Raw genomic sequence first — 17889 nt, 5'->3', positions numbered from 1 at the left:
AAATAATATCCGCCCGAGTAAGTTGTAGGAGTGATTATGATGAGAATACGAACGATTTGGATCGCAGCGCTCAGCTTGCTCCTGCTGTTCCTGCAGCTGAGTCCGGTGTTCGCAGAAGACGGCCTGACAGCAAGCCAGCGTCAATATCAAACGAACTTCAGCGATACCTCCTTATCCGGAGGCATGACGTATACACAGCAATATTTTCAAGTGGAATCGTATTGGGATGTAGCCAGTGTGGATGTTCATCTGGACTATACAATATCCCAATTAACACAAAATGACCGTTCTAGTATCACACTGCAAATGAACGGAACACCGTTTTATTCGTTCCGTCCGACCAGTGAAGCTGCGGGTCAGCAGCAGATCACCGTGAATGTGCCTGTGGAGCTTCTCATCCAAGGTGTCAACACGTTGACCATACAAGGGCATCTGGAAACGACCAGCCCTGCAGCCATCATGGCCTGCGTACCCATCGATACACGGGATAATTGGCTGCAAATTGCGAAAAGCTCCCGCGTAAACGTCAATTATACCCAACATCCGATTCAGCTTCGTATTCGGGATTTCAACACGCGGTTTATCGGTCTTGATACCGTCAAGGAAGGTCTGAGTGTGATTGCCGTGCCTGAGGGAAGCAGTCCTGAAGAGTTAGAAGCGGCTACATATGTATTGGCTGGATTCGCTAGAGCCAATCCGGTTTCGGATAAACCGATTCCCCTGATTGCTTACGATACCGGTAAGCTACAGGGCAAACAGGCTGTTGTAATGGTATCACTGTACGAGAATCTGCCGGCTGAACTGAAATCGCAGGTCGCGAGCGCTGATGTGAATAATCAAGCGATCATTCAGCTAGTCACTGAATCGGATCAGCCTATCTTGCTGATCACATCAGTCGATCCGGGAATGCTCATAAAAGCCGCTCGTCTGGCAGCGAATCAGTCTTTGCTGAGCCAGATCGATTCTGCCTCCAAGCAGGTAGACAGCTCAACAGAGGTGGACACGCCTCCGGCTGAAGTAAGCCGCAATGTGAGTTTGACCGAAACGGGTGACAAACTCGTCGGCGATCGTCACCGGGAAAAATCTTATTTTATCGCGCTTCCGGGCAATCGTTCTATCGCGGATGCAACCAAGCTGAGTGTTAAGTTCCGATATGCAAGAAATCTCGATTTTGACCGATCCTTAGTCACCGTTTTGGTCAATGATACGCCTATTGGCAGCAAGAAGCTTTCCACCGAGCTGGCAGATGGCGATCATATGGATCTTATCATCCCCAAGACACTGAATATCAGCGGCAACTTTACGGTGAAGCTGGCGTTTGACCTCGAACTGAAGAACGGGGGATGTATCGAGAACCAGGAACAGATGCCTTGGGCCTTTGTGGAGAAGGATTCCATGCTGCAGCTCAATACCAAAGACCGTGCGGACCTGCTGTTTAACAATTATCCGTATCCGTTTTTGCGGGACGGCAGCTTTAATCAGGTCGCTGTCATACTGCCGAAGGAGCATGATGCGTATCTGTTCCAGACCCTGACCAATGTGTTTAACCTGCTGGGCCGCTACGCGCAAACGAACACAGGGGAGGTCCTTTATTATACGGACAGCGTAGACGCCAAGCTGCTGAAGGGACGGCAGATCATCGCCATAGGCAGCTACCAGAGCAACCAGGCCATACGTGACAATAACGACAAGCTGTACTTCCAATATGATGAGAATGGCCGAGGCTTTGTATCGAATGAAAAAATGAGCATTGAATCGGGCTACGGGACCAGAATCGGTACTCTTCAGCTCATCAATTCTCCTTATGAGAATGGCTACGGCATGCTGGCTGTGACGGGCAGCGCTTCGGAATATACATATTTGGCTTCAAAGCTGATTGGATCAGAGGGCACACTATGGCAGGTGTTCGGAGATGGCGCGGTCACGGATAAGGACGGCCATGTCCAAGCATTTCGCTTTAAGCAAATTGCGACAGCTGAGCCGTCTACCGTGCTTAGCGATATTGTGCAGCGCGTGGATGTCCTTGGATTCATGGCAGCCGCGGTGCTTGTGGCAGTGCTTATTCTGTTCTCGCTGCTGCTCATGGTTCGCAAATATAGAAGGATGCGGGGGAATCGCCGATGAATCGCTTTCGAAACAGTATGATTTCGGATGGCGCCTTCCTGCTGCTCATCCTGTGTTGTTTTATTAGCATTGTGTTCACCGCAGGAAACCCCGATTTGTATATTCAAAATATTATTTTCCTTAACGCGGCGTTTCTGATTGCGGTCGTCACTTATTTTACAACCGTTACGACAGGTTTGATTTTGAACATCTTGTTTATCTTCGGTTACGGCACCTACACACTTTACCATACGGTTGTGGTGGGGGGCGTAATCAACACGCAGAATTATTTTTGGCTGATCATGACACCGATGTTTACAGTTTCAACCTGGATGCTTACTCTAGGTAACCGCCAATTGCAGCAGGAGAATGAGCAGCTGAAGAAAGCCAATGAGTCTCTGGCGACCGTTGATGCCAAGACGAGTTTAAAGAATACATTGTCCTTTCAAAATGATGCGACCGTCTTTATGGCGTTATCGGTTCGATATCACATCCCATTAACGCTGATGGTGCTTAGTGTCAAATATTGGGACGAGATCAAGCGGATGATCGGGGAAGAGCAGCTCATGGAGGCCGTACAGGATTTGTCCAAGATGGGCCAGACCAGTATCCGGACGAACGATTCCTTGTACCTCTTGAACAAAGATAACCCAATGTGGGGGATGCTGTTATTTACGGACCGGCCCGGAGCCAACATTGTGATCGAACGCCTGCGTTCCAGAATTGATGAGAGGAACCGAACGGAGTTTGCGGAGAAATATCGCGTTGAGCTCATTCTCAAGATCGGTGCAGTAGAATATCATCACGAGGAAATATCCTCACCGTTAGAGTTTATTGCTTCGGCAAAAAAACAGCTCGAATTTGACGTTTAAACGGACAGCCGCAGAGACTGCTTGTGAATGGTGTAAGGTTCACGTGCGGTCTTTTTGTTGTGTTCAAATTTCAAAATTGATATTGATAATCATTATCACTATAATAGGTGTATATCCTGAAGTTGGAAAATCTGCGAACAGCAAGTAAAGGAGGGATTTAAGTTGTTGCTTCATACCTATGCCCTATTGTGGCAGCATGCTGCCGTTCACGTTGCTCATGTTAGCCGCGTTATCGTACAGGCAGGCGAGCATCTGAGGGAGCAGAGGCTGTCTGACAGCACATTTCTCATTATCCTGCGGGGAAGCGGAAAGCTGTATCTGGACCGAAAGGAACATAGAATCGATAAAGCCAGCGTGTGCCATGCCGGAAAAAATACTCTATTGTCCATTTCGGAAGTCGATCAAGCACTCGAATACATGATGCTTTCCTATCATGCTGATTTGAAGCAAGCGTATTCGACAGATCTGGGTCCAACGGAAGCATCCGGCGATCCTTTTCACCTTCAATTTACCGTTTGTCCGCCAGCCACATTGCCGCTGTACAGGAAAGTGGATCAGATGCACCGCATTTGGATGTCCAAGGATGCATTGGCCGGATTTCATATCAAAACGTTGTTCCACCAATTCTTGTATGAACTGCTGCTTCAGCTGCAGGAAATGGGCGGTGAAGCGGCTGCCCCAAGCCTTGAAGATCAGGCTGTTCGGTATCTAGAGCAGAATTACTCCGAATCGATCACGATAGATGATCTTGCGGAGAATTTGGATTGCAATGTTAGACAATTACAGCGGATATTCAAAGCCCAGCTCAGCATGAGCCCCATGGAATATTTGATTCAGGTGAGGCTTGATAGAGCCAAGGAGTTCTTGCAGCATACCAATATTCCTTTGGGGCAAATTGCTGACGCGGTAGGTTATTCGGATAGCTACTATTTCAGCCGTTTGTTCAAAAAGTACATTGGACTTTCACCGAGTAGGTTCAGAGAACGGGCCCGACAATTGGAAGCATGTCGTCAAAATCCATCATGGTTGACCCATTCGCCCATTGATGCTGAATTCTTCCATTTGTATAGTGAACATGTTGTTGATTCAAATGCCTCTAATCGGAATGTTCAGCTAGATTCGATCCATCTCGATCCTCTTCAAGGTCAGGTGTGCCTAACTTGTGTGCCAAACAAAATAGCTCTATTGGATATCCAGTACACGGACCATCTGCTTTCACTGGGGCTGAAACCAGCAGGCAGCGTTAGCGCCACTAGTGATGTTGTCCGATTCCCTGATTACCTGGAGCAGCGGTTACGCGGTGTCATGAACTTGGGGACGAAAGAAAGTCCCGATATACAGGCCATTGCCGAGCTGGCCCCTGACCTGATCGTATGCACACAATTTCAGGAGCGATATTATGAACAATTGTCCGTTATCGCGCCTACGGTGATGCTGGATAGAAATGAGGATTGGCGGTCTACTCTGCTCACATTAGCTAACCTAGTTGGCAGGCAGCATAAGGTCACGTCGATTATCCAGCACTACCAGCATAAGATTCACAAATTGAGGGATGCGCTCTCCACCAGCATGCAAGGAAAGTCCGTTGCGCTCATTCGTCCGCGGGGCTATTCGATTCGATTGCATACTACGGTACACCGCACGGCAGAAATCTTGTATCGGGATCTCGGCATTGCCGCGCCCACACCTGCTCATGAAACATCGAGAACCAGCACGTTCATTACACTCGAGAATATGTCAAAAGTAAATCCGGATTACCTCTTTGTATTGAAGGATGATTCCAACCGGGTCTATGCTGGAGAACTTCAACAATCTGTAATCTGGCAGAGCTTGCGGGCTGTAAAAACCAATCAGGTGTATACGGTAAGTACGACCAAGTGGATTGGATATTACGGGCCTATTGCGATGAATCAGTTGGTAGATGAAGTGGCAGAGGCGTTGTTGTAGACCAACCTGCTTTTAACATGAACCTGTCGGAGATGAAGAACCGGATGGTGAGAAAAGATGTCGATGACGAAAGTGAGACTGACGATCGATTCCCAAGCAGAGGGTGAAAGAGACAAAGCGATGATTGCAGACTTGCATGAGATTGTCGTTGCGCACGTGCTGCGGATGAACATTCAGGATGCTGTCAAGGTAACCATCGAATACGAGGGACCCAGCCGTAGGAGGTCTATGATTGGAGCTGAGAATCTAGAAGCAGCGGCAGGGAACCAAGAGGAAAAACCGCTCGGATTAAGCGAACGACAGCTGCAAATTGCTGAAATGCTCTGCAATCATTATTCGATGAAACGAATAGCGGAAGAACTTTATGTCAGTGTCAATACGGTCAAAAAACACATTCAGAATATGAAAAAGACGCTGCAAATCGAGCGGTCCGGCGCAGATTTTATCTTTTTGCTAAAGGAGCTGCTCTACCAGGTGGTGTGATGTGAGGCACGCTTGCTCCGATCGGATCATGCAAATCATTCGATCGGAGAATGTACGCCGCTCCTAATCGTTGTTATTCTAGATGCAGATCCGATGATAATGAGAATCTTTATCAACTCGACTGAAGCGAAGGAATGAAAAGGAGCGTGATATCAGAATGAATGCTGCCATAACTGAGCAATCCCAAAATGCAAAGTATCTAGCAAGTCAGGCAAAACGGGAATCCAATGCTAGATCCTATCCAAGGCGTCTTACGATTGCCATTCAAGAAGCGGAGGGAATTTATGTAAAAGATATGGACGGCAAGGTCTATTATGACTGCCTTGCAGGTGCGGGAACGTTGGCGCTCGGGCATAATCATCAGGTTGTTATTGGTGCCATCAAAAAGATGCTGGATAGCAAACATCCGCTGCATACACTGGATCTGATGACACCTGTCAAAGAGCAATTCATAGATGAATTATTTGATAGTCTGCCTGCGGATTTTGCCCGTCACGCTCGTATCCAATTCTGCGGCCCCACGGGAGGTGATGCTGTTGAGGCTGCCGTCAAGCTTGTAAAAACAGCGACAGGCAACCGCAGTATGCTGTCATTCCAGGGCGGATATCATGGCTCCACACATGCGACTATGAGCCTTAGCGGGACGCTAGGATATAAGGAGAAAGTGCACGGGCTAATACCTGACGTCCACTTTCTGCCTTACCCCTATGCTTACCGCTGCCCATTCGGTGTTGGTGGAGAGAGCACGCATCGATTAAGCAGCATCTACATCGATACTTTGCTGAGCGATCCTGAGAGCGGCATCGTGGCACCCTGCGGGATGATATTCGAAGTCGTCCAAGGGGAAGGGGGCTCCATTCCGGCGCCTGTGGAATGGATTCGTGAGATGCGGCGCATTACGCAGGAACGGGATATCCCGCTGATTATTGATGAAGTGCAGACGGGGATTGGCCGTACCGGCAAGATGTTCGCTTTTGAACATGCAGGTATTATCCCTGATGTGCTTGTTTTGTCCAAAGCAATCGGAGGAAGCCTTCCGCTGTCGGTTATTATTTATCACGAGAAGTATGACGTTTGGAAGCCGGGCGCTCACATCGGCACCTTCAGAGGCAACCAGATGGCCATGGCGGCGGGACAAGCTACGCTTACCTATATCAAAGAGCAGGACATCCCGTCCGCAGCCGAGCAGCTTGGCCAGCGTCTACAAGATCGTTTGCAGATGCTGAAGAACGAGGTTACCTGCATAGGTGATGTTAGGGGGCGCGGTCTGATGGTTGGAGTTGAAGTGGTGAATCCCGAAGGCGGCAAGGATGTGCTCGGGCACTATCCTGCATATCCGCTTATGGCCAGCCGCATCCAGCAGGAATGTCTGCAGCGAGGACTGATCCTGGAGATTGGCGGCAGGCACTCCTCCGTCATGAGGTTTCTGCCACCTCTCATTGTCACGGAACAACAGCTGGACGATATCGCAACAATTTTCGGAGAAGCTGTGCGCGCGGCATGCGCGGCGCAGCAAAGCGGAGTTTTGGGAGACTGTCGTTAAGACAATAGCTTGACTTGATCGATAAACGGGCCAAAGTGAGGCTTTGGCATAGGAAGGGGAGGAGAGAGAGATGCTTCTGCTGCGAACGAGCACCGATGCTTCTGCACAGAGTATGGAGCTTGCTGAAAGCGCGTCAATTCGGGCTTTGCTCAATTGCTATTGCAGGGAAATGGGAGTAGTCGATCCTCGAGAATCGAACGCTGCTTACCACGAAGAGGGGCGTACAGGAGATGTAAGGAAGAACGTATTTCATTTGAAGCTGCCCACAGCTGGGGTTATCATCTTGGGCGAAATCGTTTACTTCTCAGCAATGGGCCAACATCGGTACGGACCTGAGCTGTATATACTGCGAGAAGGTGGAGAACATCGGCAACTGAAGCTGCACGAGCTGATGGCACTATTGATCCAAGAAGTAAGCTCTCAAGATGCTCCGGATTTACGGGAAGAACACGCAGAGCTGATTCAATCCCGAATCAGCAACAGCTTTCGCAAGATGAGCCTGCATATGGAGCACTATTTATGCCTGGAGGAATCAAGCCGAAAGTGTTCGCTGGACTTTATAAGCTCTGAACAAAGCTTGTTCTTCGGACATCCGTTCCATCCTTATCCCAAAAGCACGGAGGGATTCGATGATGCAGAGCTTGCTGCTTACATTCCGGAGAGGGGAGCGACCTTTCAGCTGTATTATGTTGCAGTCAGTAAACGGGAGCTGCACGAGGAGTGGCTTGAAGGTGAAGCGCCTCCTAGAGTACCGGATGCGGAAGAAGCTCTTCGGCAAAAGCTAGGTGACCGATGTACGGATTATGCGCTTGTGCCGCTGCACCCATGGCAAGCTCAATATGTGTTGAATCAGCTCCCTGTCCGTCAGTGGATCAGCAAGTCAATCATCATCGAGCTGGGTTCTTATGGCCCTGTTGTATATCCCACTTCTTCGATAAGAACAGTGTGGGATCCAGATTCACAATATGGCTATAAGCTGCCTTTGCACGTTCGAATCACCAATCTGCTTCGGGAAAACACTCACGAGCAGGCCAGTCGAACGATGGATGCAGCGAGATTGCTCCAACGGCTGAACCCATTGCTCACATCCGATCATTTTCGGATTTTATCGGAAACGGGCTTCACTGGGCCGCGTCAAGAATCCGAGCTTGCTCTGATGGCTTCCAGTTTTACCGTTAATTATCGCCCGATGGCTCTGGACGCTGAGCGTACATTTGTTTTGGCATCCCTGTTGGAGACTTTACCAGATAAGTGCGAGCCTAAGCTGATTCAAGTGATCCGTGAGCAAGCTAGTGCGGAGATTCCTGATCTGAGCTGTTGGCTCGAACGTTATCTACGGATTTCAATGCTCCCTCTGCTGCGCTTTTGGGCCGAATATGGAATTAGCTTTGAAGCTCACTTGCAAAACTCCCTTGTCACTCTGAAGGAGGGGTGGCCGGCATGCTGTTACGTGCGCGATCTGGAGGGAGTGAGCATAGACCGCAGCAAAGCCGCTGAGTTTGGTTGGATTGGCAGCATATTAGAGGACAATAGCCCGGTGCTGTATGAAGCATCCGAGGCTTGGATGAGAACGAAATACTACTACTTCGTCAATCACCTGGGTTCGTTGATTCACACGATCGCTTCTTACAGTAGCGACCGGGAAGAGAAGTACTGGGGCATTGTACAGCAACTGCTGCAGGAGCAAATGCAGGAGCAGGAGCAAATGCAGGAGCAGGAGCAGGAGCAAGAGCAAGAGCAAGAGCAAGAGCAAGAGCAAGAGCAAGAGCAAGAGCAAGAGCAAGAGCAAGATGCTGCTGCTAGAATGCGGCATGCTGTGGAGGATTTGCTCTTTAGCGAATATTTGCCGGCAAAAGCGAACCTTACAAGCTGTTTGATGTCGAGAGGAGAGACCCCTTTGTTCGTACAAATACCAAATCCGATGAAGGTCAGATCATGAGCGTGCCTTCCAAGTTTGATCATCAGGAATGGGACAATTTGACCGAACAATTTGGTGTGACGGAAGGATCCCTTCCGACCAAAGCACAATGGCTGCCGGTATCCCATTTGCTTACAGCTTCAAGCTGTTCCGAGTATGTAGCGTCACTGACCCGAGAGCTGTCATACCCTTCAAGCATCCATACAGCTTCGATGTTTGCCAAACGGTATGCATTTTTGTCGGTAGTTCCAAGTCTTTATTCCATGTCGGTGTACAACAAGGAGTGGCATACAGCCTTGGAGGATACCTTCCTGGTACCGTCCAAAGACGGCAAGGGGCACTGGCTAGCGGGTTTGCATGTGACTAAGTCTCAGGTAAGCAGCTTACCTGAAGATCAGAGAGAAAGGAATAGGGATCAAGTGCTGAAACGGCTCTTTGCAGACCAAATTTCCGTTCTATGGCGCACGCTAGCCGAGGCTTCTCAAACACCGATCTCTATCTTATGGGAAAATGCGGCAGTCCGCCTGTATTCTCTGTATGAGCACAAAATTCATGCGGCATTGGATTGCGAGGGAAGGAAGAGGGCCGCGGATGACTTTCAATATATAGTCACTCATGCGCCTGCAGAGCTGTTTGGCGAATCGTACAATCCGTTTGCCAGATTCTATAGATTCACGGGAGAAGGTGACCATTCATCTAAGTACCGCACCCGAACAACGTGCTGCTTTTATTTCCAAGTATCGGCTGTGAACGAATACTGCCAAGCATGTCCCAAGTTGAAACGGCAGAGGAGGGGGACGTGACTTTGGAACCGTGGAAGCGGAACCTGCACATCTTGTATGCCGGCCAATTCTTGGCCATGGCCTCCACAAGCTGTATCACGCCTTTTTTGCCGCTGTATCTGCAGCAACTGGGGCTTGAGGACCCTTCGCAGGTGCTCCTTTGGTCGGGAATGATCTATGGAGCCAATCTGCTCTCGGCGTTTCTGCTCTCACCTGTGTGGGGAAGGCTCGCCGACAGTCACGGCCGCAAGCTGATGCTGGTGCGTTCCGGACTGGGCATGGCGGTCACCATTACGCTCATGGGCATCGTGGGGAGCCCGCTTCAACTGCTGCTTCTGCGATTCATCAATGGAATGATGTCCGGTTTCGGCCCTGCCGCCGTAGCGTTAACCGCTACGAATACCCCAAAGGAAAGAACGGGGTACGCACTGGGTTTGCTCCATTCCGGAGCGGTCGCCGGCACCATCTGCGGCCCATTGTTAGGCGGTCTGCTAGCGGACCGTTTTGGCCTCCGCACGGTGTTCTTTTGTACCGGCATTTGTATAGGGCTTGCATCCTTCATCGTGATCTTCGGCGTCAAAGAACGATTCGAAAAAAGGAGAGCTCGAACGCTCGAACAGATTTGATTCAAGATGTTAAAACAATTCTCAGCATGAAGCCCATACCGTCTTTATTTGTATCGGCAGCTTTGTTAAGAGCCGCCATGATCGGCACTCTGCCTTTAATTCCGCTTTATGTGCAGCAGCTATCAGTAAGCCAGGCTAACCTTGCCGTATTAGCGGGCGTTACTACCGCGTCAATGGGAGTTGCAAATATGATGACGGCCCCATATCTAGGCAGGTTGGGGGATAAGCTGGGCTCTCACCGGGTATTTGTATATGCCGTGATAGGTGCTGTAGTCTCGATGATTCCGCAGGCGTTCGTCCAGCACCTCTGGCAGCTGATCGTGCTTCGCTGCTGCACGGGAGCTTGTATTGGCGGGATGATGCCGTCCATGAACGTACTGATAAGGAAATACGCTCCTGCAGGGATGGAGAGCCGTACATTCAGTTATATGAATTCCGCTGTGCTGTTGGGAGGTCTGGCCGGGTCCCTCGGCATGGGAGCCATCGCAACCGGATTCGGGCTGCCGATGATATTTATCGTCTCGGCGATATTACTTCTGATGTGCAGCTTGTGGATGCGATGGCACGTATTCCCTGTCATCGAGCGCGACCGGGAGCCTGTGGCTATGGCCGGAGAACGTGAGGGATAAAGGAGATGAAAGAAGGTGCAGGTAATGAAGAGTGAGATCGTATCATATGCCGCATTCGAGTACATGGGCAAGGTGGAGCGGCGTGTTCTCGGCCAATTGGTGGAAGCCGTGCTCTACGAAGGGATTGCGGTTCCAGTTGGCGGACTACCCAAGGAGGCAGGTACATCAAGAAATCTTGCTTTGCAGGGGATTTCTGCAGCAGGTGAGCCTGTGGAGTACCGGCTTACATGTACGCGCAAATGGACATTCGATCGGTTCCGCATAGTTCGGGAGTCGATCATTCGCAGATCGGGAGAGGAAGAATCTTCAGCCAGGCTTGATCTGTTCGTAGAAGAGGTACTTGGTCAGGTTCAGCAGGGGGAGAAGCTTTCTATGCTGCTCGAAGAGCTCGAACACACCTTACTCCATGATGTTCAAGCCCAAATGAGCAAAGCCGCTTCGCCCTGTGTAGATGTTCAGAGTTCATATCAGGAGATAGAAAGCCGTTTGGACGGGCATCCGTATCATCCTTGTTATAAATCACGCATTGGCTTCTCGTTGCAGGAAAATGCGCTGTACGGACCGGAGTTCCGGCAAGGACTGAAACCCGTCTGGCTGGCAATCGCTTCGTCCCACAGCGAGATCGCGCTGCTGAGTAGCGTTACCTACAGGGAACTTCTGGAGGAAGAGCTGGGGAGCGAAACCGAAGAGCATTTCAAGAACGTTCTCCAGCAGCGGGGACTGCAAGCAGATGATTATCTGTTTATGCCTGTTCATCCATGGCAGTGGGAGCACATGATCATGCCGGTCTGTTATCGGCAAATTGCCGATTGCGTTATCGTGCTGCTTGGAAGCGGCCCGGACGTTTACCGCGCACAACAATCAATCCGAAGCTGGAGCAACGATTCTGTGACGAAGAAAGCTACGATCAAAATGGCACTCCACATCACGAATACATCCACGAAGCGGGTATTGGCCAGGCACACCGTGCTGAACGCGCCTCTTGTATCCGACTGGCTGCTGGCAGTTACCCGCAATGATGAGACCGCTCGGCGGCTTGGAGTTGTATTCCTGACGGAATTTGCGGGGATCACCTTCGATTACGAGAAGCTGCCCCTGCTTACGCGCAGTAAAGCCTACAGTAGTATCGGCGTGATTTGGCGTCAAAGCGTGGATAAGCATCTGCAGCCGGGAGAGAGTGCGATACCGCTGAATGCGCTGACTTATATTGAAGCGGATCAGCCGCTAATTGATCCCTGGCTGCAGAAGTATGGTGTAGAGGCTTGGACCCGCGAGCTTCTGAACGTGACGGTAACACCGATCATTCATATGCTCTATGCGCATGGGCTCGCCATGGAATCGCACGCCCAGAATATGGTGTTGATTCATCGCGAGGGAAAGCCAATGCGTCTTGCATTAAAGGATTTTCACGACGGTTTGCGGTTTTCCAAAAGCCATTTAACTGAGCCTGACGCATGTCCTGCGCTACATGCGGAGCCAGCACATCATCGCGCTATGAACCGCCATTCTTATATGCAGACGGAGGATCTGTCCTCGGTCAGAGATTTTGTTCATAGCGCGTTTTTCTTTGTTTGTCTCGGCGACTTGGCATTGTTCTTCAACGAACGATACGGAGTGGAGGAACGAGTCTTTTGGCAAATGACGTCTGAGGTGATCGAGCGTTATCAGGGTGAGCATCCCCAACATGCCATCAACTTCGAACGGTACGATTTGTTCTCGGAAACGATTCGGATCGAACAGCTGACTCGCAGAAGATTATGGAAGGACGCTGACGTTGAACCGAAAGCGGTACCGAATCCGCTGTATCATTACCGCAGAGTGCGAGGAGGGAAAGCATGACATACGAAGAAGAGTCAATCAGCGTCTCACAACAAATGGTGCTGGAGGATCTAATCAACGCCATGCTGGCGGAGAAGCTGCTTGAAGACCACCCGTCTGTAAAGCTGCTGTCTTCCGAGGAATGGCGCAGAAGGTCACATGACGATATGCGATTGGCTGCGATTGCAGATGAGCTTGGCGAGTTGGATGATCACGTTAGCGTCGTTATCTTTGTGGAATCAACCAGCGAAATCGCAGCAGGCTTTCTCGTCAAGCCCGCCCTGAATCATCCCTACCGGCTGACAGGAGATAATGGTGCCGTTAAAGCTTGGATCGGCGAAGGCAGCCAAGTGATGCATACACAGCTCGGACCGCTAGAGTTTATGAAGCTCATAGCGGCTTTATATGCCCATGATCCTATCACAATAGATCAGGAGAGCCTGACACGGTTCATGGATATGCTTGATCAGACCGTACAGCATACGGCTTGGTCGTTGGAGAACGCTCGACCTGAAACACCGGTTCTGTCACTCTTAGGCAGCATGTCTTCCCTGCTTGCTGCAGAACGGAAGGCTGCGTTCCGAGATCGTCCGTTTCATCCTGTATCCAAAGTGAAGCAGGGCTGGGGGTATGAGGAGTGCAGACAGTATACGGCTGAATTCGCCAATCCCATCAAGCTGAGCTGGATGGCTGTTAAGCGCGAGTATTTGGCCAGTGGACAAGAACAATCGGACGACTGTCTATACGTTACACCAGAGAAGCTATTGCTAAGTGAGGAGCAGAGATGCCGGTTGGCGGAAGTAATGGTTCGTAGAGGATTAGATGCGGAAGCTTATGTGCCCATCCCCGTACATCCTTGGCAGATGCAGGAAGTACTGCCGGAAAAGCTGCAGCAAGAAATGGAGTCCGGCATTTGTGTGCCCTTACAGGTTGAACTCGGCGAATACTACGCGACATCTTCAGTGAGATCCTTAATGCCGGAAAGCGGAGGTACCTGTCACGTGAAGCTGCCGTTGGGTATGTATTCATTAGGCGGCCTTCGGTATTTGTCGGCGATCAAGCTTATGAACGGTCAGTGCGCGGAACGGCTTCTGCGAAATGCGACGGCACTTGACGAGAGGCTGAGGGAACAGCTCTTCTTGTGCGATGAGACGTTCTGGTGGGCGTATCTGCCGGAAGACCGGGATTTATTTGCTGATTATCCGCGTCATGTATCGGTAATGGTTCGTCAATATCCGGCAGCACTCATCGAGGATGAGGATGTGCGGCTGTTTCCTATGTCTACTCTAGCTGTCGCCAGTGCCGACAGGCAGGGGCATGTGTTTGACGAATGGCTGGCTTTCCTTGGCGCTGAATACAGCGAAGCGAATATCCGGCTGCTGTTTCGAGAAGTATTTATTCCTTATTTTGAGCTGATCTTCCGGTTATTCAAGCTTGGGATCATGCCTGAAATTCATGGGCAGAATTGCGTCTTGGTGTGGAGGAGAGGAAAAATCGAAGGGCTGCTGCTTCGCGATCACGATGCCGTCCGGCTGTATGTGCCGTGGTTGAACGCGAACGGTTTGGAAGATCCGGCGTACCGACTGCGTCCCGGTTATCCCAATTCGCTATATCATGACCATCCGGAGAAACTGCTCGCTTTTTTCCAAATGCTTGGCATTCAAGTGAACGGATGTGCGGTGTTGACCTGTGTAGCCAAGCATTACGGTATTCCGGAAGAGGTGCTGTGGACGGAATTGGAGTCATGTCTTGAGCAGGCAATCGTACAAGCAGAGCTTCCTCAAGAGGTGGAGCGGGTATTGAGATCGTCTTTATTCGAACAAGCGATGTGGCCGTGGAAGCAGGTCGTCCGACCGCTGATCAAGCAGCATCTTCGGGTGCCTGGCAGCATGCCGTTCGGGCAAGGTGAGGTGCCGAATCCGCTGCATGTGCTGAAGACGATGAAAGAGAAGCAGAAGGTCGAACAAACGCATGCTTCGATAGGAGGGTAACCGATGTTTCGCATGGATCCGCGTGTTCAGGGCGTCACGCCCGAGCTGCTTGAATTGTATCAAGAGATTAGTCCCTCGACGATTGGACATGTCACGGATTTTGGATTTTTAAACGGCCTGCAGCCGCTCTTTCGCCCCATTCGATTGCTAGGCAACGCGCTTACTGTGCGCATTCCGCACCTGGATTCGACCGCCATTCGGCATGCTCTGGAGATGGCGGAGCCAGGCGATGTACTCGTGATCGATATGTCCGGCGACGACCAGCGGGCCTGCTGGGGAGAATTCAGGACTTACGCCGCTCTTGCCAAGGGAGTAGCAGGTGTGATTGTGTCCGGCTGTGCGGCTGACGTACGCGTCATTACCGGGCTTGGGTTTCCCGTTTACTCTAAAGGAATCAGCGCTTTGACAACCCGCTCCTTGAATTTGGAGGGGAAGTTAACATGGCAGTAAGTGTATGTGGCGTTAGCGTTCATCCTGGTGATCTGATCTTAGGAGACGATGACGGCGTATTCGTAGTGAATCCAAAGCAAGCCGAGGCTATCGGCCTCAAGGCTCTGGAGAAGCAGCACAGAGAAGCTGCAAAAAGAAAAGAACTGGGCTACACGCACTTCGGTTAAGGATAAGAAGGCTGCTTTACACGATAAACAATCGGCTCGACAGAACGGAGAGGAGGCAGGAAAGAGGAATGGATCCCACGCATCGGCAATTGCATCTTAATTTATTTATTTTAAGCACGGGACATCATGAAGCGTCTTGGCGGCATCCTCAGGCGCAGCCCCATAAGGCCACAAGTCTTGACTACTATCAAAAGCTGGCGCAGACAGCAGAGAGAGGGAAGATGGATTCCATCTTCCTCGCTGAGAAGTACCGTTTAACCAAAATGATTCAGTACCGTGTCATTCCCCAGCTTGAAGCTTTCACACTGCTTTCCGCGATCGCGGCAGTAACAGACCGGATCGGTCTGACGGCAACGGCTTCGACGACCTACAACGAGCCCTATCATATCGCCCGGAAGTTTGCTTCGCTGGATCACATCAGCGGCGGCCGTGCAGGCTGGAATATCGTGACTTCTACCGGAGACGCTACGGCGCGAAATTTCAGTAGGGAGCACCATTTGGAGCACGAAGACCGGTATGCAAAAGGTAAAGAATTCGTGGAAGTTGTTAAGCGTCTCTGGAATAGCTGGGGGGAACAATCGCTTGTGATTGACAAACAATCGGGTATGTATGCGGACTCGCGGTACATTCACGCCGCAGAGTTTGAAGGAGCTTATTTTTCAGTAAAAGGCGCCCTCAATATCCCTCGTTCACCTCAAACCTATCCGGTGTTGGTTCAAGCGGGCTCCTCGGATAGCGGCAAGGAGTTTGCCTCCCAGTATGCGGAAGTTATCTTCACTGCGCAGTATACTGCAGAGGATGCCATGGCGTTTTATTCCGATGTGAAGCGGCGCATGGGCAAGTATGGACGAGCAGAAGATGATTTGAAAATTATGCCCGGATTTATTCCTTATGTCGGCGATACGGCGGCGGAAGCCAAGGACAAGGAGCAGGAACTGAATGAACTAGCCGTTTCGGATTACGGGCTGCAGTGCTTGTCGGATACGCTGCAAACGAATATGTTTGCTTACCCGCTCGATGGCCCCGTGCCGCTCGCCGATCTTCCTAGTCTCGAAGAGATTCAAGGTCAGAAGGCGCGTTTTCAGCTATATGCGGATTTGGCGCAGCGGGAGAAGCTGTCGATCCGCGAGTTGATTATCCGCACTGCTGGAGGCCGGGGGCACTTCACCTATGCCGGAACAGCCGTCCAGATCGCTGATGAGATGGAGCGGTGGATGAAGCTTCGCGCGGCGGACGGCTTTAATCTGATGCCCCCTCTGCTGCCGTGCGGTTTGGATGATTTTGTGGGCAAAGTCGTTCCGGAGCTGCAGAATCGCGGCATCTATCGAACGGAATATAGCGGCAGCACGCTTAGGGATCATTTGGGATTGAACCGCCAGTTATTGCGAGTATAGGGGGTTACTTGTCGGGAATGTACAAGTCAATCGGTCGCAATTATCCATGGTCATGAAGCTCACCTTCTATATAATAAGAATGAGAATCAATATCAATCATTTTTGTGTGGACAGAGGAGGTTACAACAAATGGTAAGGCCCAATCGATTATCCTTGATGCTTGGGGCTGTGATACTCGCCGTACTCACGCTTGCAGGCTGTCAGCCGCAGCAGCAGGCTGGAGCGTCACCGGAACCGGCAACGGCTGGTGCGAAGGAGGCGTCTGCAACAGCACCAGTTTCATCAGCACCTGTATCTGCGGATAATCAACTTGTTAGAAGCGTGAAGCATGCAATGGGTACGACAGAAATCAAAGGAACGCCTAAGCGAGTCGTCACCTTGTTTCAAGGAGCGACAGACGCTTCACTGGCACTTCATGTTAAACCGGTAGGTGCGGTGGAAGCCTGGATTGAGCAGCCCTGGTACAACTACATTCGGGCGCAAATGGACGGCGTTACCAATCTCGGATCAGAAAATCAGCCGGACTTGGAGAAGCTGGTAGCCCTCCAGCCTGATTTAATTATCGGTTCGAAGACCCGTGATGAAAAAATTTACGATCAACTCAGCGCCATCGCGCCGACCGTCATGCTGGAAGAAGTGCATATTTGGAAGGATACGCTTCACGTTTCGGCGGAGGCAATGAACAAGCAGGAAGAAGAAAAGCAGTTCTTAAGCGAATGGGATCGCAAAGCAGCCGACTTCAAGGCCAAGATGGGTGACAAATTGAAGCAGGAAGCGGGGATCGTCGATTTCCGCGTTGATCACGCAAGAATCGTGTATACCGGATTTTCAGCTCTTGTCCTGCAGGAATTGGGCGTTGCTCGTCCGGCCAGCCAGAGAGGCACCGAATGGGGTGTGCAGCTCACCTCCAAAGAAAACATTCCGCAAATGGATGCAGATATCATATTTGACCAAACCAGCACAACGAGAAATGACGGCCGGCTTGATTTGAGAAAAGCATGGACCGAGCATCCGCTTTGGAAACAATTAAAAGCCGTCAAGAACAAACAAGTATTTGAAGTGGATACGGCTGTTTGGAATAACGGCTCGGGCCCGCTCGCGGCCATGGAGATGGTCGATGATCTCTACGGCTTTTACGGTTTGACCAAATAAGTTCGATTCGCGAG

The 17889-nt window shown here is 50.7% G+C and carries 15 protein-coding genes; all 15 read left to right on the top strand.

What is annotated here, in order from left to right; genetic code table 11:
• Positions 1-36: 36 nt before the first annotated feature.
• A complete protein-coding gene (locus L0M14_RS14020; protein ID WP_235122640.1) occupies positions 37-2124 on the top strand; it encodes a cellulose biosynthesis cyclic di-GMP-binding regulatory protein BcsB in 2088 nt (695 codons plus the stop codon).
• Positions 2121-2975 carry a diguanylate cyclase domain-containing protein gene (locus L0M14_RS14015; protein WP_235122639.1) on the top strand — a complete coding sequence of 285 codons (855 nt, stop codon included), beginning with the start codon at positions 2121-2123 and terminating at the stop codon, positions 2973-2975. The genes L0M14_RS14020 and L0M14_RS14015 overlap by 4 nt, the downstream gene beginning before the upstream one ends.
• 162 nt (positions 2976-3137) lie before the next feature.
• On the top strand, positions 3138-4922 hold the full coding sequence (locus L0M14_RS14010) for an AraC family transcriptional regulator (RefSeq protein ID WP_235122638.1): 1785 nt from the start codon (positions 3138-3140) through the stop codon (positions 4920-4922).
• A 57-nt stretch (positions 4923-4979) separates the two neighbouring features.
• Positions 4980-5405, top strand: coding sequence for a response regulator transcription factor (locus L0M14_RS14005; RefSeq protein WP_235122637.1), 426 nt, complete (start codon positions 4980-4982; stop codon positions 5403-5405).
• A gap of 157 nt (positions 5406-5562) precedes the next feature.
• Positions 5563-6948, top strand: coding sequence for an aspartate aminotransferase family protein (locus L0M14_RS14000; RefSeq protein WP_235122636.1), 1386 nt, complete (start codon positions 5563-5565; stop codon positions 6946-6948).
• 70 nt (positions 6949-7018) lie between these two features.
• Positions 7019-8887, top strand: a complete 1869-nt coding sequence (locus L0M14_RS13995) for an IucA/IucC family protein (RefSeq protein ID WP_235122635.1) — start codon at positions 7019-7021, stop codon at positions 8885-8887.
• Complete coding sequence (locus L0M14_RS13990; protein ID WP_235122634.1) at positions 8884-9669, top strand: IucA/IucC family C-terminal-domain containing protein; 786 nt, start codon at positions 8884-8886, stop codon at positions 9667-9669. Before L0M14_RS13995 ends, L0M14_RS13990 begins: the two co-directional genes overlap by 4 nt.
• Positions 9666-10274 carry an MFS transporter gene (locus L0M14_RS31040; protein WP_260115472.1) on the top strand — a complete coding sequence of 203 codons (609 nt, stop codon included), beginning with the start codon at positions 9666-9668 and terminating at the stop codon, positions 10272-10274. Before L0M14_RS13990 ends, L0M14_RS31040 begins: the two co-directional genes overlap by 4 nt.
• A gap of 26 nt (positions 10275-10300) precedes the next feature.
• Positions 10301-10903 (top strand): MFS transporter, encoded by a 603-nt coding sequence (locus L0M14_RS31035; protein ID WP_350340502.1) that lies wholly within the window; start codon positions 10301-10303, stop codon positions 10901-10903.
• A 24-nt stretch (positions 10904-10927) separates the two neighbouring features.
• Entirely contained in the window at positions 10928-12742 is a 1815-nt protein-coding gene (locus L0M14_RS13980) for an IucA/IucC family protein (RefSeq protein WP_235122904.1), read from the top strand.
• Positions 12739-14712 (top strand): IucA/IucC family protein, encoded by a 1974-nt coding sequence (locus L0M14_RS13975; RefSeq protein WP_235122633.1) that lies wholly within the window; start codon positions 12739-12741, stop codon positions 14710-14712. Before L0M14_RS13980 ends, L0M14_RS13975 begins: the two co-directional genes overlap by 4 nt.
• 3 nt (positions 14713-14715) lie before the next feature.
• Positions 14716-15162 carry an RraA family protein gene (locus L0M14_RS13970; RefSeq protein WP_260115470.1) on the top strand — a complete coding sequence of 149 codons (447 nt, stop codon included), beginning with the start codon at positions 14716-14718 and terminating at the stop codon, positions 15160-15162.
• The gene (locus L0M14_RS31030; RefSeq protein ID WP_260115469.1) at positions 15153-15329 is read left to right on the top strand and encodes an RraA family protein; all 177 of its coding nucleotides are present in this window, start codon (positions 15153-15155) and stop codon (positions 15327-15329) included. Before L0M14_RS13970 ends, L0M14_RS31030 begins: the two co-directional genes overlap by 10 nt.
• Positions 15330-15397: 68 nt before the next feature.
• On the top strand, positions 15398-16723 hold the full coding sequence (locus tag L0M14_RS13965) for an LLM class flavin-dependent oxidoreductase (RefSeq protein WP_235122632.1): 1326 nt from the start codon (positions 15398-15400) through the stop codon (positions 16721-16723).
• Positions 16724-16852: 129 nt separating this feature from the next.
• Positions 16853-17875 carry an ABC transporter substrate-binding protein gene (locus L0M14_RS13960; protein ID WP_235122631.1) on the top strand — a complete coding sequence of 341 codons (1023 nt, stop codon included), beginning with the start codon at positions 16853-16855 and terminating at the stop codon, positions 17873-17875.
• Positions 17876-17889 lie beyond the last annotated feature (14 nt).

This window comes from Paenibacillus hexagrammi (assembly GCF_021513275.1).
GTDB lineage: Bacteria > Bacillota > Bacilli > Paenibacillales > NBRC-103111 > Paenibacillus_E > Paenibacillus_E hexagrammi.
Note: the sequence above shows the minus strand (reverse complement) of the source record. Positions and strands in the feature narration are given on the sequence as shown.